The organism is Olleya sp. Hel_I_94 (assembly GCF_007827365.1).
Lineage (GTDB): Bacteria > Bacteroidota > Bacteroidia > Flavobacteriales > Flavobacteriaceae > Olleya.
The window spans coordinates 1,641,998-1,658,749 of record NZ_VISI01000002.1; the positions used below are offsets into that span (position 1 = coordinate 1,641,998).

The following is a 16,752-nucleotide window of genomic DNA, read 5'->3' on the forward strand; positions in this document are numbered from 1 at the left end:
TTTTTTATACTTTTAAATTCTTGAAAATTTAATAAAAATGAAACAATACCACGACCTAGTACAACATATATTAGAACACGGAAACGAAAAAGGAGATCGTACAGGAACAGGAACAAAAAGTGTTTTTGGTTATCAAATGCGTTTTGATTTAAGTGAAGGTTTTCCAATGGTAACCACTAAGAAATTACATTTAAAATCCATTATATATGAATTATTATGGTTTTTAAAAGGCGATACAAACATTAAGTATTTAACTGAAAACGGAGTCAAAATCTGGAATGATTGGGCAGATGAGAACGGAGATTTAGGACCTGTTTATGGACACCAATGGAGAAATTGGAATAGTGATGAAATAGACCAAATTAAAGATGTTATACATAGCTTAAAAAACAATCCAGATAGTAGACGTATGTTAGTATCGGCTTGGAATCCTTCAGTATTGCCAGACAACTCAAAAAGTTTTTCAGAAAACGTTGCCAATGGTAAAGCTGCATTACCACCTTGTCATGCTTTTTTTCAGTTTTATGTAGCAGATGGTAAGCTTTCGTGTCAATTATACCAACGTAGTGCTGATACGTTTTTAGGTGTTCCTTTTAATATTGCTTCATATGCATTATTTACTATGATGATGGCTCAAGTTTGTGGTTATGAAGCAGGTGATTTTATACACACCTTTGGAGATGCACATATTTATAGCAATCATTTTGAACAATTAGAATTACAACTTTCTAGAGACATTAGACCATTGCCAACAATGAAAATAAACCCTGATGTTAAAGATATTTTTGAATTTAAATTTGAAGATTTTACCTTAGAAAATTATAATCCACATCCACACATAAAAGGTGCAGTAGCTGTATAAATTTATCAAATGAAGTATATTTATTTATGTTTATTTTTATTTTCAAGTTTTACATTTAGCCAATCTAAACCTGAATATAATCGCGAAAAAGCAATATTTCCTGGTTGCCAGAGTGCAGAGGATTTAGAGTTATGTTTTGAAGATAAGGTTTTACAATTCATAGATTCTTCATTAACAAAAAGTATAAAAACTAAAATAATCCGTTATTCAAAAAAAGATACACTAGACCTATCTGCCAATTTATTTTTTAACGAAGAAGGAGATTTAATAAAAAAAATGTCTGGATTTCATATTTATATGGACAGTTTAAAAAATGAATTAAATTATCTTGAGGATAGTTTTCCCAAAGTATTACCTGTATTAGACAAATATGATAATGGAGTTGCCGATTATAAAAACCTACTCTTAGGTTTTAAAATTAATAGAGCAGATAGTACCATTATACCAATAAAAAACTACATACCTAAAGATGTTCCGTTTTCTCTAGTAGAACAAGTACCTGTATATCCAGGTTGCGCTCCAAGTTTACCCCAAGAAGCAGCAAGAAAATGTATGAGCAATGCTATTGGCAGACATGTGCTACAAAATTTTAATACTAACTTAGCATCTACACTTAATTTGCCTTCTGGAGTTATCAGAATATATGTTGGTTTTAAGATAGACAAAGACGCCAAAGTTGTAAACATCCTAACTAGAGCGCCACATCCTGCTTTAGAAAAAGAAGCCAAAAGAGTAATAAAACTTTTACCTCAACTAGAATCACCAGGAATGCAAAAAGGTAAGGCAGTAAACGTTCCTTACGGTTTACCAATAACCTTTAATATTGCAGAAACAGCTGCTCAAAGAAAAGAACGTAAAAGACTTAAACGAAAAAAAAGAAAGGAATAACTGTTGACCGATTTTAGCATTTTAAAGCCTTATAACTTTATAACACTATTATCTGTGGCTGCATAATCACTCCATACATAAGCGTCTGCCTCGACTTCGTTTTCCCATTGTCCATCAACAACATATTTAAACTCGTAAGCCTGACCAGCTTCTAGATTTACAGTCCCTTTAAACGTTCCGTTTTTTAACTTTTTTAATGGTTCGGCTGCAGTATTCCATTCATTCCAATTACCTGCAACAGTAACTTTCTTTGCTCCTGCTGCAGGAACAGTAAAAGTGACTTTACAAATTGGTTTACTTTTCAAAAATTGTTTCTTAATAGCCATAATATTAATGTTTTAAAGCTTTAAAATTAGATAAGATTTTTTCAGTCATCAACATAAAAATTAATTAATTTTAAACTTTTATGAGATTATTAAAATTAACGCTTAAAATCAGCATTTTCATTAAATTAAGTGTACTAAATTGTTAATAATAACAGCTCAAAAACAACTGTAAATAACTGACAATCAAACTAAATCGATTTCGTTTAAAATTTACAAAATCAAATATCATAAAATCATTAACTTTACATTATAATAGTTAGCTATGTTTGGATTAAAGAAAAAAGAAAAACCGCAAATAGATAAAGAACAGTTAGAATTAATAAAAAATGCACAACGCAGGATTAAGCAAAAAAAGCGATTATACGCTCATTTTGTAATTTTCTTAATTGGGGCAGTTTTTTTAATAGTTGCAAATACAGTTTTAGGCATTGGCAAAGACACTAAGTTTTTTGGCATTAATTGGTTTGTATTTGCCATAATGGCTTGGTTATTTATCTTTTTATACCATGTATTTAATGTGTTTGTAACCTCTAAATTTATGGGTAAAGAATGGGAAGATCAACAGTTAGCCAAACTTGTAAATAAACAAAACGTTAGAATAGAAAAACTTAAACTACAAGTTGAAAAAGAAGATCTAACCATTGCTAAAAGTGAAGTTTTTAATAAACAACAAACTAAAGCTATAAACAATCTAACCATGATTGTTGCTGCTGGCGAAAATAATGAAATTGGTAAAAACAACGACCTTATATGGCATTTACGCGACGATTTAAAACGTTTTAAGGCCTTAACTTCTAGTCACTACATTATTATGGGTCGCAAAACGTTTGAGAGCTTTCCAAAGCCACTACCAAATCGTACTCATATAGTAATATCTAGGCAATCTAATTATAAAGCACCTGAAGGTATCATAGTTGTTGGTAGTATAGAAGAAGCTATTAACTTAGCTAAAAATGATTCGCAACCCTTTATAATTGGTGGAGGAGAAATTTATAAACTAGCCATGCCTTATGCGTCCAAAATTGAATTAACTCGTGTACATTCTAATTTTGATGCAGACACCTTTTTTCCTGAAATTGATAGGACACAATGGAAAGAAACCGCAAACACCTTTCATAAAAAAGATGAAAATCATGAATTTGAATTTTCTTTTTTAACTTTCCAAAGAGTGTAATCAACTTTATAACAACCACATAAAACAACTTAAATTAATTTTAATTCAAGTTTAACACCAAAAACATACCTATTAGTATCTTTTAAGTTTATTTTTGTTACATGCTGCAAAACGAAAAATCAGAACTTACCAAACAAATTATTTTAGACGAATCGTTTAAGCTGTTTTATGAAAACGGTTTTAAAACCACGAGTGTTGACAAAATAATGAAGGCAACCAACTTAACTAAAGGTGCTTTTTACCATCACTATAAAAACAAAAAAGAACTTGGACTTGCAGTGATAAGTTTAAAAGTGCAAAAAAGAGTTTATAAGGGTATGATTGATCCTTTGTTCCAATCTGGAAATGCAATACAGATTTTAGAAACAACATTTTTAGAGCGTTTAAAATCTTTTCCTGTTTATGAAAAGCAACATGGCTGTCCAATGAATAATTTTATAAATGAAGTTGGAGATTTAGAAATAGCCTATCAACTAGTATTAAGACGAATTATTGATGATTGGAAAAAAGCATTAATACAGCTAATTGAAAGAGGTCAATATGAAAACACTATTAAAAAAAACATATCAAGCAATGCAATTGCAGTTTATTTAATCAGTGCTTTTGAAGGGATTCGAGGTATAAGAAAATTGTACAATAACGATGACATCCTTGAAGAGTACATTACAGGCTTATCATTATACATAAATCAAATAAAAACTTAATTTTTTTTATAGCAAAACATACCTATTAGTATGTTTTATTTACAATAATATATATTTATATGAAAACTGAACAAAACAAAAGAAGAGATTTTATCAAAAAAGCAGCATTAGCAAGTTTGGTAGCTCCACATTTAGCATTTTCCACTTCTGATAAAGACAATAAAACACCTAATTTAGATGTAACTCCACCTAAAGTCATATTTTTTGATGTCAATGAAACTTTATTAGACTTAACAGCTATGAAAGATAGTGTAGGTAAAATATTAGATAACAGAAAAGATTTATTACCCTTATGGTTTACAACAATGTTACAATATTCATTAGTTAGTACAGTTGGTAATCAATATAACGATTTTGGTGTAATTGGTGCAGCTGCTTTACAAATGGTAGCTTCAAACCACGGAATCACACTATCCGAAACGGAAGCAAAAGAAGCTATTTTGGGGCCAATAAGATCTTTACCAGCACATCCCGAAGTTAAAGCTAGCTTAAAAAAGCTAAAAGATGCAGGATATATATTGGTATCATTTACAAATTCTTCTAACAAAGGTGTCGAAACTCAGTTTAAAAACTCTGGATTACTTGACTATTTTGACAAAAGATTAAGCGTAGAGGATATTGGTAAATTTAAACCTCATGCTGATTCTTATCGTTGGGCTGCAAGACAAATGAAAATAAAACCTGAAGAGTGTCTTTTAGTTGCTGCACATGGTTGGGATATTGCTGGAGCACTTTGGGCAAATTGGCGTGGCGCATTTATAAGCAGACCAGGAGCACAATTGTATCCTTTAGCTGACAAACCAGAAATAATTGCAAAAGATTTAGCTTTAATTACAGAACAATTAATAGCTTTAAAATATAATAACAACTAAAAGCAACATATGAAATTAGAGAACAAAGTCATTATAGTCACTGGATCATCTAGAGGAATAGGCAAAGAAATAGCTGAATTATTAGCAAAACATGGTGCCAAAGTAGTAGTAAATCATTCCAATAGCAAAAAGGATGCAGACCTAACTGTACAAAGCATTATAGACAATGGTGGTGACGCCATAGCTATTAAAGCAGACGTAAGTAACAGAGAAGATGTTAGTAATCTTTTTGACCAAACCTTATCACATTATGGCAAATTAGACGTGCTAATTAATAATGCAGGTGTGATGATTTCAAAAAAAATAAAAGATAATAATCAAGAGGATTTTACAAAACAATTTGATATTAATGTTAGAGGTGTATTTAATACTTTACAAGAAGCCGATAGCAAATTAGCAGATAATGGTATAATTATCAACGTGTCGTCTAGCACTGTAAAGCTTATGTTTCCAACTTATGCACTTTACTCTGCTTCTAAAGCTGCTGTAGAGCAAATGACAAGAGTGTTTTCCAAAGAAATTGGTAGAGGTATCTCTGTCAATGCAATTGCGCCTGGAGCAACAGAAACTGAATTGTTTTTAAATGGAAAATCTCAAGATTTTATAGATAAATTAAGTAGCATGAATGCTTTTAATCGATTAGCAAAACCAATAGATATTGCAAAAGTCGTTTTGTTTTTAGCTAGTGACGATTCTAAATGGATATCAGGACAAGTCATTGGAGCAAATGGCGCTTTAATATAGGCTTAGAATATTTTTTGAAAGTATAAATCATAAATTAAAATACTTGAATCTTATCTTTTAATTTTTGTTAATTTTGCAGCATGGTAAAAGACATTCAACTTCGTATTTCTTTAAAGGAAGAAGAGATTCCAGATATTTTAATTAAAAAATCTGCGGAATGGCTATCCATGTCTAGAGACGACATCACTGGTATTAAAATATTACGTAAATCCATTGATGCCAGAAAGCCTAAAATAATATTAAACTATAAAGTATCTGTTTACATAAAAGAACCTGTTCCAGAAACTTCAGATTATACGTTTAACTATAAAGATGTATCCAAAGCAAAACCAATTCATATCATTGGATTTGGTCCAGCTGGTATGTGGGCAGCTTTGCGCTGTATAGAATTAGGGTTTAAACCAATTGTTTTAGAGCGTGGTGCCAATGTAAAAGACAGACGTCGTGACCTAAAAGCCATTAATCAGGACCATTTTGTAAATGAAGATTCTAATTATTGTTTTGGAGAAGGTGGAGCAGGCACCTATAGTGATGGTAAATTATATACACGAAGCTTAAAGCGAGGTGATGTACGTCGTATTTTTGAAAACCTTGTATATCATGGTGCAACAGATCAAATTTTGGTTGATGCCCATCCACATATTGGGACCAATAAACTTCCTAAAGTGGTTCAAAACATAAGAGAAAACATAATAAAATTTGGTGGTGAAATTCATTTTAACACTCGTGTTACTGATTTTTCAATTAAGAATAACAAAATTGAAGCCATTCAACTTCAAAACGGCGAGGAGTTAGTTACAGACAAAGTAATTTTAGCTACAGGACATTCTGCGCGTGATATTTTTCAATTATTACACGATAAAAATATTGCAATCGAAGCAAAATCTTTTGCAATGGGTGTCAGAGCAGAACATCCACAACATATTATAGACAGCATACAATACCACTGTGAAGGACCAAGACCAAAATTATTACCTGCAGCATCCTATAGTTTGGTGCAACAAGTTAATGGTCGTGGTGTTTACAGTTTTTGCATGTGTCCAGGCGGATTTATAGTACCTGCAGCAACAGCCAACGGAGAAGTTGTTGTTAACGGAATGTCACCTTCTAGACGAAATAATAAATTTGCAAATTCTGGAATAGTTGTAGAAATTAATGCAGAACGTGATCTTAAAAAATACGAACAATTTGGAGCTTTAAAAGCTTTAGAATTTCAAAAGGATTTAGAAAAACTAGCCTTTACTGCAGGAGGACGTAGCCAAGTTGCACCAGCACAACGCATGACCGATTTTGTAGAAGGAAAACTATCTAATACTTTAAATGAAACTTCTTATCAACCAGGTTTAAATAGTGCACCACTACATAGTTTATTTCCTAAATTAATTGGAGCGTCTTTAAGAAAAGGCTTTAAAGCTTTTGGTGATAAAATGAAAGGTTATTATACTGAAGAAGCTAATATAATTGGTGTAGAATCACGTACCTCATCTCCCGTTAGTATACCAAGAACTGAAAATTTAGCACATCCAGAAATCACAAATTTATTTCCATGTGGTGAAGGTGGTGGATATGCTGGCGGAATTATTAGTGCTGCTATGGATGGTGAGCGTTGTGCAGAAGCTGCAACAGGAAACCTTTAATTTAATTAGACTTTAATTATAGTCATTAATAGCGATACAACCTTAATTACTAAGGTTAAACCTTAAGTAAATCTTAATATCTGACATGCTACATATACAGATATTATTCTTATTTTCGCTACTTAAATAAGAAAGCAATGAAAGCATATATATTTCCAGGTCAAGGTGCCCAATTTACAGGAATGGGTCTTGATTTATACGAAAACTCACCAGAAGCACAACATTTATTTGAAGATGCTAATGCCATATTAGGTTTTAACATTACAGATGTTATGTTTGAAGGTACTGCAGACCAACTAAAAGAAACGAAGGTTACGCAACCTGCTATATTTTTACACTCAGTAATCTTAGCTAAAACTTTAGGTGATAGTTTTAAACCAGAAATGGTTGCAGGACATAGTCTAGGAGAATTCTCGGCATTAGTAGCTGCTGGAGCTTTAAGCTTTGAGGATGGTTTAAAATTAGTATCGCAACGTGCTCAAGCTATGCAAAAAGCATGCGAGTTACAACCAAGTACTATGGCTGCTGTTTTAGGTCTTGAGGATAAAGTTGTAGAAGATATTTGCGCGCAAATAGATGGTGTTGTTGTTGCAGCAAACTATAATTGTCCTGGGCAATTAGTAATCTCTGGAGAAGTTAGTGCTGTAGAACGTGCTTGCGAAGCGTTAAAAGAAGCTGGTGCAAGACGTGCTTTAATGCTACCTGTTGGTGGCGCATTCCACTCTCCAATGATGGAACCTGCAAGAGAAGAATTAGCTGCTGCTATTGAAAATACAACGTTTAGCAAACCAAATTGTCCTATTTACCAAAATGTAACTGCAACAGCAATTACAGATGAAAACGAAATAAAAGCAAATTTAATATCCCAATTAACTGCTCCAGTACGTTGGACACAATCAGTACAACAAATGATTAAAGATGGTGCTACTCTATTTACTGAAGTAGGTCCAGGAAAAGTACTTCAAGGATTAGTTAAAAAAATAGATAGAGAAGCGCAAACCGAATCTGCAACTTTAGAAACTAAAACGGATGAGTAGTAGAAACATACTAATACTTGGTTTAATTGTTTTTAATATTATTTTAGATCAAGTCTCTAAATTTATTGTTAGAGCTGATGTTATTGCTGGATCTGAAACTGAAATTTTTGGACAATATTTTACACTTCATAATGTAGAAAATAAAGGTGCCTTTTTAGGTATGGGAAGTGACTTTAGTCCTACCCTTAGAATTGCTTTATTGTTAATCTTACCAATTATTGTTTTAGCATTGGTGTTAAGACATATTATTAAAGATAAAACAATTAATACAATGACCTTAGTCGGATTTTGCTGTATTATTGGTGGTGGAATAGCTAATGTTTATGACCGAGTTGTTTATGGGTCTGTTACCGATTTTTTACATATCGATTTAGGAGGCGTATTTAGAACTGGTATATTTAATCTGGCAGATGTCTCTGTTATGGTTGGTATGGGTTGCTTAATTGTAGGCAGTTTTAAAAATAAAAAAGCATAAAAAAAGCCTCGATTTAAATCGAGGCTTTTTTATTTATCTTGCTAAATTACAATCTCTGCAATCTTTTACTTCTCCGTAATACGTTTCACGATATTTATGTAAAGTTTTTACTGGTATGCCTAGCACTTGTTTTTTAATATAAGTTACTTTGGCATTTAGTCGTCCCATTTTAGGAGCAAATCTGTTTTCTTGTCTTGTCTGACGTTTTACTGTAATCAATTTCATTATTTTGTCATTTGCATTAGCGTACAAAGTAAAACAGAATAATTACCAACAACGAATTTAAACAACTAAAATATTGTTAATCAGAATATTAATATGAAATCTCTAAAAATTAGACGCGAAAATTAAGAGATTATCAGTCAATATACTATCTAATTTAGGATTTGTTAATCCTTTTTTAAGGTCTTTTGCCAATTCCAAGCGGATAAAATAGCATCCTCTAAATCATATTCTGCCTGCCAACCTAAAATTTTATTTGCTTTAGATGTGTCTGCGTATGCAGTTACTACATCTCCTGGTCGTCTGTCTACTATATTATAATTTAGCTTTATATTAGATACTTTTTCAAAAGTTGTAATCACTTCTAAAACGGTACTCCCTTGTCCTGTACCAATATTAAACACTTCAAAATTGGATTGATTTTCATTATTTAATAATCTTTGTAAAGCAACAACGTGTGCTTTAGCTGTATCAACAACATGTATATAATCTCTAACACAGGTTCCGTCTTTTGTTGGATAGTCATTACCAAACACGGATAACTGATCACGTTTACCTATTGCTGTTTGTGTAATGTATGGTATTAAATTTTGAGGAACACCAATGGGTAACTCTCCTATTTTTGCAGACTTATGCGCTCCAATGGGATTAAAATATCGTAATGCTATACTTTGTAAATTAGGATATACTTGACAAGTATCCTTTATAATTTCTTCTCCAATTTGTTTAGTATTACCGTAAGGTGATTGGGCTTCTTTAATTGGTGCTGTTTCGGATATTGGCATACTATCTGCCTGACCATAAACGGTACATGACGAACTAAAAATAAAGTTAGACACTTTTAATTTTGTTAACTCTTGTAATACATAAACTAAAGTGTTTACGTTGTTCTCATAATACATTAATGGATTAACCACACTCTCTCCTACTGCTTTACTTGCAGCAAAATGAATAACGCCTTGTATGTCTTGATGCGTTTTAAAAAAGGTTTGTACTGCTACCTTACTTTTTAAATCAAGTTTTTCAAAAATTGGTGGTTGCCCTGTAATAGATACTATACCTTCTAACACCTCTAGTGAGGCATTAGAGAGATTATCTATAATTACGACTTGATATCCACTATTTTGAAGCTGAACAACTGTATGCGACCCTATAAAGCCTAAACCTCCTGTAACTAGTATCTTCATTTGCTTATGCGTGCGTTAGGTATAGAAACGGTATCCTTTTTTTGCTGCCATATATGGCAAAAAAAGATTTTAGTGGATAGCCCGACCCTTGTGGTAACGTCCTAATTGTTTGCTATAAAATCTTTAATAGTTTTTGTTATAAAATCTATTTGATCATCTTCCAACTCGGTATGCATTGGTAATGAAATCACTTCTTTTATTAATTGATTGGTAACTGTAAAATCGGCCTCGTTATACCTTGTATCGCGATAAGCTTTTTGCGCGTGCAACGGTATTGGGTAATATACACCACATGGGATTCCGTTATCGTTTAGATGCTTTACCAAAGCGTCTCTGTCCACATTTTTAACTTTTAATGTATATTGATGAAACACGTGACAGTTACAGGTATCACAAATACCTTCGCATCCATTTACGGTTTTTGGTGTAATTATGTTTTTTATGTCTTTAAATGCTGCGTTATATTTTCTAGCTGCATTACGTCTTGCATTATTGTAGCTATCTAATTTAGGTAATTTTGCATCTAAGACTGCTGCTTGTATTGAGTCTAAACGCGAGTTTACACCTACTACGTCGTGGTGATAACGCTCATACATTCCGTGATTTACAATCCCTCTTATGGTGTGTGCTAAATTATCATCGTTAGTAAATATTGCTCCTCCATCTCCATAACACCCTAAATTTTTAGATGGAAAAAACGAGGTTGATGCAACATGACCAATGGTTCCTGATTTTGCTTTAGTACCATCAGAATAGGTATAGTCTGCACCAATACCTTGTGCATTATCCTCTATTATATATAAATTATGCTGTTTTGCTAAATCCATTAATACTTCCATATTGGCACACTGACCAAATAAGTGGACAGGTACAATCGCTTTGGTTTTTGGCGTAATGGCTTTTTTAACAGCGTCTATATCTATATTAAAAGTTTCTGGATCTACATCTACTAAAACTGGAGTTAGCTTTAATAAAGCAATTACCTCAACGGTTGCTGCAAAGGTAAAGTCTGCTGTTATGACTTCATCACCTTGCTCTAAACCTAATCCCATCATTGCTATTTGTAAGGCATCTGTCCCGTTTGCACACGGAATGACATGTTTTACACCTAAGTAGTTTTCTAAGTTTTTTTGAAACTCGTGTACTTTAGGTCCATTAACAAAAGTTGTATTGTCAATTATTTCTTGAATTGAAGAATCTACAACATCCTTTATAGCTGCGTATTGACCTTTAAGATCAACCATTTGTATTTTTTTCATGTCTGTATATATGGTAAACTAGCTTAAGAAGCTTAGCTTTACTTTTAATTTATAATTATCGAATTTACAAAAATACCAAACGCTAAGCAATGAATTGTTTATTTTAGCAAAAATAGATACGTGAATTTACTTTATAATATAGCAATACAACTTACTTCTGTTGTTTTAAAACTTTTAAGTTTGTTTAATACTAAACTTAAATTAGGGGTTAATGGTCGTGCGACAACTTTTATTAAACTAAATCAATTATTACACAAGAAGTCAAAAACATTATGGTTTCATTGTGCGTCTTTAGGCGAATATGAGCAAGGCTTACCCATCTTTACAGAATTAAGAAAGGATTATCCAAATCATATAATTATACTCTCTTTTTTTTCACCATCAGGTTACGAAATAAGAAAAAGCGCTCCCTTTGCGGACCTTGTTGTTTACTTACCGTTAGACACAAAACAGAATGCCAAGCGTTTTATTAGTCTTGTTAATCCTGAATTAACCGTATTTGTTAAGTATGAAATATGGCCTAATTATTTAAATGAATTAAAAAATAAAAATCTTAAAGCCATATTAATTTCCGCTGTATTTAGAAAAAATCAATCTTTTTTTAAATGGTATGGCAGTCAAACGAGAGAGGCTTTATTTGCTTTTGAACACATATTTACTCAAAATGAAACCTCTAAGAAACTTTTAGAATCTATAAATTATAAAAATGTAACCATCTCTGGTGACACACGATTTGATCGTGTATCAAACCAATTAAACATAGATAATAATTTAGAGTTTATTAAAGCATTTAAAAACAATAAACTATGTATCGTTATTGGAAGCTCATGGCCAGAAGACGAGTCGTTAATAATTAAATTTATTAATAATTATAGTGGTACACCTGTTAAATTTATAATTGCTCCGCATAATATTAAGCCTAAACAAATAGAGAATATCCAGTCAGGCTTAATTAAGCCTACTATTTTATTTTCCAAAAAAGAAAAACAGGATTTAAAACAATATGACGTTTTTGTTTTAGACACCATTGGTTTACTAAGCAAAACATATAGTTATGCTGATATAGCTTATATAGGTGGTGCAATGGGCAACACTGGATTACATAATATACTAGAACCTGCTGTATTTGGAATCCCTATAATTATTGGAAAAAACTATCAAAAATTTCCAGAAGCGTTTGATATGATTAAAAATAAAGGTGTCAAATCAATTTCTAATTTTGAAGAATTAAGCATTGTATTAAATAGTTTAATAAGCGATACAGATTTAAGATTAACTACCGGTAAACAAAACGAAGATTTTATTAAAAAAAACAAAGGAGCTGTAATCCAAATCATGCAGTACTTACGTAAATAAAGCACTATGTACCAAACGCATAATTCTTTATTTACTAATTTAAGTATTATGTTTGATAACATATTAAACACTAAAAACAATAACTAATGAAAAAATTACTATTAAGTGCTGCTCTTGTATCAGCAATTACTTTTACATCTTGTAGAGAAGAGGATAAAAATAACGCAGAACAAGCAGGAGACGCTATTGAGAATGCTGCTGAAGAGACTGGTGAAGCTGTTGAAGATGGATTTGAAGCTACAGGAAAAGCAATAGATAATGCTGTAAATGAAACTAAGGAAGCAGGAGAATCTGTTAAAGATGCAGTCAATGAGGTATCTGATGACTTGAAAAAAGATTAATTCTTTTTTTTATACTTACTAAATTTAAAAAACCTTATCAATTGATAAGGTTTTTTTGTTTTAAACGGACTTGGTTTCAACTTTTATAAATGAAAAAACCTCTTGAAAATCATAAGATTAACAAGAGGTCTAGTACTCGGGACGGGACTTGAACCCGTACGTCCTAATGGACATTGGATTTTAAGTCCAACGTGTCTACCAATTCCACCACCCGAGCGAAGGAATATTTTAAGGAAAATTCTCAGAGCGAAAGACGGGATTTGAACCCGCGACCCCCACCTTGGCAAGGTGATGCTCTACCCCTGAGCTACTTTCGCAGTCTTTAAATGAACGTGCAATATCGTATTGCGGTTGCAAATTTAGTACTTTTATACAAAGTACAAAGCTTTTTTTGAAAAAAAATTAAAAAAATTTATACTTGCTTCTTTTTCACCAACATACGTTTGATCTCATTTAGCTTCATTAAAGCTTCAACAGGTGTTAAGGTGTCAATGTCGATATGTAAAATCTCTTCTTTTATATTTTCAAGCAATGGATCGTCCAAATTAAAGAAGCTTAATTGCATTTCATCTTGCATCGATTTTACTTTATCTGTCAATTCTTCGCTTGAATGACTTTTTTCCAGTTTTTTCAAGATCTGATTAGCGCGTCTTAGCACTTGTTGTGGCATTCCAGCCATTTTTGCTACATGTATACCAAAACTATGTTCGCTACCACCTTGAACAAGCTTACGCAGAAATAGCACATTGTCTTTTAACTCCTTTACAGAGACATTAAAGTTTTTAATACGCTCAAAGGTCTCTGTCATTTCATTTAACTCATGATAGTGGGTTGCAAATAACGTTTTAGGTTTTGCTGGATGCTCGTGTAAATACTCACTAATAGCCCAAGCAATAGAGATTCCGTCATAGGTACTTGTTCCTCTTCCAATTTCATCTAACAAGACTAAACTACGATCTGAGATATTATTTAAGATAGATGCTGTTTCATTCATCTCTACCATAAACGTGGATTCTCCCATTGATATGTTATCACTTGCACCTACACGTGTAAATATTTTATCAACAACACCTATTCTAGCCTCCTTTGCAGGCACAAAACTACCTATTTGAGCTAATAACACTATTAATGCTGTTTGACGTAAGATTGCTGATTTACCTGACATGTTTGGTCCTGTAATCATTATTATTTGTTGTGCATCTCTATCTAAAAACACATTATTAGCAATATAGGGCTGATCAATTGGCAGTTGTTTTTCAATAACTGGGTGACGACCATCAATAATATCTAAATCATGCGAGTCATCTAATGCTGGATATACATAGTTATTATCTGATGCTAATTGTGCAAAACCACATAAACAATCTATTTTGGCTATTAAATACGCATTTTGCTGTACTGGTTTTATATATTGATTCATCCATTGTACCAAATCTGCAAATAATTTTTGCTCGATTGCCATGATGCGTTCTTCTGCTCCTAGAATTTTAGATTCGTATTCTTTAAGTTCTTCAGTAATATAACGCTCTGCGTTTACCAACGTTTGTTTACGGATCCACTCTTCCGGAACTTTATCTTTATGTGTGTTTCTTACTTCTATATAATATCCAAAAACATTATTAGATGCTATTTTAAGAGATGTAATCCCTGTACGCTCACTTTCGCGTTGTAACATTTTATCTAAATAATCTTTTCCTGAAGTAGACAGTGCTCTAAGCTCATCTAATTCGGATGAAAATCCAGCAGCAATCGTGCTTCCTTTTAAGATATTAACTGGTGCTTCCTCGTTTAAAGTTTCTTTAATTTTTTCGCGAAGCACATTACAACTTTGCAAATTATCTCCTATAACTTTAAGGGACTCATTGTCGCAATTAGATGACAACTCCTTAATAGGGATTATAGCTTCTAAAGAGTTTTTAAGTTGAATAACCTCTCTAGGACTAACCTTTTGTGTTGCTATTTTAGATATTAATCGCTCTAAATCGCCTATTAACTTTATATGATGCTGAATCTTGTCCAATACAACACCATCTGTTTTTAAATAATACACCACTTCGTGACGTTGCTTGATTTGATCTATTTGCTTTAAAGGCAATGCTAGCCAACGTTTAAGCAATCGTCCTCCCATTGGAGAAATGGTTTTATCAATAATATTTAGTAAGGTAACTGCATTATTGTTTGTAGAGTTGTAAAGCTCGAGGTTTCGGATGGTAAAACGGTCCATCCATACATAGTCATCCTCTGCTATACGCGAAATTGAAGAGATATGCTCTAGTTTGTTGTGCTGTGTTTCGGCTAAATAATGAAGTATAGAACCTGAAGCTATAATACCTTCATTTAAATTTTCAACTCCAAATCCTTTTAAGGACTTAGTATCAAAATGTTTTAACAATGTCTCATTTGCATAATCTGATTGATAGACCCAATCTTCAAGATTAAACGTGTGAAAATCGGCTCCGAAATGATCTGTAAATGTATTACGCTTTGGTTTTGCAACTAAAACTTCACTTGGACTAAAATTTTGAAGTAGCTTATCTATATATTCTTGATTTCCTTGTGAGGTTAAAAACTCTCCTGTAGATATATCCAAAAACGAAATCCCAATATTAACCTTACCAAAGTAAACCGAACATAAAAAGTTATTTGTTTTGGATTGTAATACCTCATCATTTAGTGCAACTCCTGGCGTTACTAATTCTGTAACACCACGCTTAACGATATTTTTGGTTTGCTTAGGGTCCTCTAATTGGTCACAAATAGCAACACGCTCTCCTGATTTTACTAATTTAGGCAAATAGGTATTTATAGAGTGATGCGGAAAACCTGCCAGCTCTGTCTCGCTATCACTTCCTGCGCCTCGTTTAGTTAAAGTAATACCTAAAATACCTGCTGCCTTTATAGCATCTTCGCCAAAGGTTTCGTAAAAATCCCCAACTCTAAATAATAACATTGCATCAGGATACTTAGCCTTGATTGCATTGTATTGCTTCATTAACGGAGTGACTTTTTTGCTTTTTGTTGCCAAAGGATATACGTTTTTATTAAGTTTGCAATGTAACTAAATATTGATTTTTTAAGAAGTCTATTTAAGTTTAGTTATTGATAATTATTCACAATTATTTTGATGAGAAAACTAAAAAACAGCGAATTAGACCGATTGAGTGTAAACGACTTTAAATCTGCAGAAAAAACACCAATAATTATTGTTTTAGACAACATTAGAAGTTTAAATAATATAGGTAGTGTGTTTAGAACTAGTGATGCCTTTTTAGTTGAAAAAATATACTTATGCGGAATCACTGCAACACCACCACATAAGGACATCCACAAAACAGCTTTAGGCAGCACAGATACTGTAGCTTGGGAACATATTGAAAACACTTTAGATTTAGTTGAAAAACTTAAATCAGAAAATATCACTATTTGTGCTATTGAGCAAGCTGAAAATGCCACTATGTTAGACGACTTTAAAGTCGAAACTAATAAAAAATATGCTTTGGTTTTTGGTAACGAAGTCAAAGGTGTTGCTCAAGATGTAGTCAACGCAAGCGATGTTGTTATTGAAATCCCTCAGTTTGGGACCAAACACTCGCTTAATATTAGTGTAAGTTGTGGTGTTGTGACTTGGGATATTTTCTCTAAGATAAAAGCCTTATAAGTTTAAATAA

The 16,752-nt window shown here is 32.4% G+C and carries 17 protein-coding genes and 2 tRNA genes; 12 read left to right on the forward strand and 7 right to left on the reverse strand.

The genetic code is table 11. The features are described from left to right. Nucleotides 1-37: 37 nt before the first annotated feature. On the forward strand, nt 38-862 hold the full coding sequence (locus JM82_RS10605) for a thymidylate synthase (protein WP_145003390.1): 825 nt from the start codon (nt 38-40) through the stop codon (nt 860-862). Between the two features lie 9 nt (nt 863-871). Continuing rightward, complete coding sequence (locus JM82_RS10610) at nt 872-1,750, forward strand: hypothetical protein (RefSeq protein ID WP_145003419.1); 879 nt, start codon at nt 872-874, stop codon at nt 1,748-1,750. Between the two features lie 29 nt (nt 1,751-1,779). On the opposite strand, the gene JM82_RS10615 is transcribed toward JM82_RS10610, so the two are convergent. Continuing rightward, complete coding sequence (locus tag JM82_RS10615; RefSeq protein WP_145003422.1) at nt 1,780-2,076, reverse strand: isoamylase early set domain-containing protein; 297 nt, start codon at nt 2,074-2,076, stop codon at nt 1,780-1,782. A 262-nt stretch (nt 2,077-2,338) separates the two neighbouring features. Here JM82_RS10615 and JM82_RS10620 point away from each other — a divergent pair, with 262 nt between their 5' ends. From JM82_RS10620 to lspA, 7 genes are all read left to right on the forward strand, one after another. After that, nucleotides 2,339-3,250 (forward strand): dihydrofolate reductase, encoded by a 912-nt coding sequence (locus JM82_RS10620; protein WP_145003425.1) that lies wholly within the window; start codon nt 2,339-2,341, stop codon nt 3,248-3,250. Between the two features lie 101 nt (nt 3,251-3,351). Beyond that, nucleotides 3,352-3,954, forward strand: a complete 603-nt coding sequence (locus tag JM82_RS10625; RefSeq protein WP_145003428.1) for a TetR/AcrR family transcriptional regulator — start codon at nt 3,352-3,354, stop codon at nt 3,952-3,954. 59 nt (nt 3,955-4,013) lie between these two features. Further along, nucleotides 4,014-4,826: a haloacid dehalogenase type II gene (locus tag JM82_RS10630; RefSeq protein WP_145003431.1), complete on the forward strand. Its 813-nt coding sequence runs from the start codon at nt 4,014-4,016 to the stop codon at nt 4,824-4,826. 9 nt (nt 4,827-4,835) lie between these two features. Then, complete coding sequence (locus JM82_RS10635) at nt 4,836-5,570, forward strand: SDR family oxidoreductase (protein WP_145003434.1); 735 nt, start codon at nt 4,836-4,838, stop codon at nt 5,568-5,570. An 80-nt stretch (nt 5,571-5,650) separates the two neighbouring features. Next, nucleotides 5,651-7,207 (forward strand): NAD(P)/FAD-dependent oxidoreductase, encoded by a 1,557-nt coding sequence (locus JM82_RS10640; RefSeq protein WP_145003437.1) that lies wholly within the window; start codon nt 5,651-5,653, stop codon nt 7,205-7,207. Between the two features lie 137 nt (nt 7,208-7,344). Beyond that, nucleotides 7,345-8,244, forward strand: coding sequence for an ACP S-malonyltransferase (gene fabD, locus JM82_RS10645; protein WP_145003440.1), 900 nt, complete (start codon nt 7,345-7,347; stop codon nt 8,242-8,244). Continuing rightward, on the forward strand, nt 8,237-8,719 hold the full coding sequence (gene lspA / locus JM82_RS10650; RefSeq protein WP_145003443.1) for a signal peptidase II: 483 nt from the start codon (nt 8,237-8,239) through the stop codon (nt 8,717-8,719). The genes fabD and lspA overlap by 8 nt, the downstream gene beginning before the upstream one ends. 33 nt (nt 8,720-8,752) lie before the next feature. Here lspA and JM82_RS10655 read toward each other — a convergent pair whose 3' ends face one another. From JM82_RS10655 to JM82_RS10665, 3 genes are all read right to left on the reverse strand, one after another. Next, entirely contained in the window at nt 8,753-8,944 is a 192-nt protein-coding gene (locus JM82_RS10655) for a hypothetical protein (RefSeq protein ID WP_028283458.1), read from the reverse strand. 164 nt (nt 8,945-9,108) lie between these two features. Further along, nucleotides 9,109-10,128, reverse strand: a complete 1,020-nt coding sequence (gene galE / locus JM82_RS10660) for a UDP-glucose 4-epimerase GalE (RefSeq protein WP_145003446.1) — start codon at nt 10,126-10,128, stop codon at nt 9,109-9,111. A 101-nt stretch (nt 10,129-10,229) separates the two neighbouring features. Beyond that, nucleotides 10,230-11,387 (reverse strand): DegT/DnrJ/EryC1/StrS family aminotransferase, encoded by a 1,158-nt coding sequence (locus JM82_RS10665; protein ID WP_145003449.1) that lies wholly within the window; start codon nt 11,385-11,387, stop codon nt 10,230-10,232. 120 nt (nt 11,388-11,507) lie between these two features. Here JM82_RS10665 and JM82_RS10670 point away from each other — a divergent pair, with 120 nt between their 5' ends. Further along, nucleotides 11,508-12,743: a 3-deoxy-D-manno-octulosonic acid transferase gene (locus JM82_RS10670; RefSeq protein ID WP_145003453.1), complete on the forward strand. Its 1,236-nt coding sequence runs from the start codon at nt 11,508-11,510 to the stop codon at nt 12,741-12,743. Nucleotides 12,744-12,829: 86 nt separating this feature from the next. After that, a complete protein-coding gene (locus tag JM82_RS10675) occupies nt 12,830-13,084 on the forward strand; it encodes a hypothetical protein (protein WP_145003456.1) in 255 nt (84 codons plus the stop codon). A 133-nt stretch (nt 13,085-13,217) separates the two neighbouring features. On the opposite strand, the gene JM82_RS10680 is transcribed toward JM82_RS10675, so the two are convergent. The 3 genes from JM82_RS10680 to mutS form a co-directional block, all read right to left on the reverse strand. Then, nucleotides 13,218-13,301, reverse strand: a tRNA-Leu gene (locus tag JM82_RS10680). 28 nt (nt 13,302-13,329) lie between these two features. Beyond that, nucleotides 13,330-13,401, reverse strand: a tRNA-Gly gene (locus JM82_RS10685). Nucleotides 13,402-13,496: 95 nt separating this feature from the next. After that, a complete protein-coding gene (gene mutS, locus JM82_RS10690; protein WP_145003459.1) occupies nt 13,497-16,109 on the reverse strand; it encodes a DNA mismatch repair protein MutS in 2,613 nt (870 codons plus the stop codon). A gap of 99 nt (nt 16,110-16,208) precedes the next feature. Here mutS and JM82_RS10695 point away from each other — a divergent pair, with 99 nt between their 5' ends. After that, nucleotides 16,209-16,742, forward strand: a complete 534-nt coding sequence (locus tag JM82_RS10695) for an RNA methyltransferase (RefSeq protein ID WP_145003462.1) — start codon at nt 16,209-16,211, stop codon at nt 16,740-16,742. Nucleotides 16,743-16,752 lie beyond the last annotated feature (10 nt).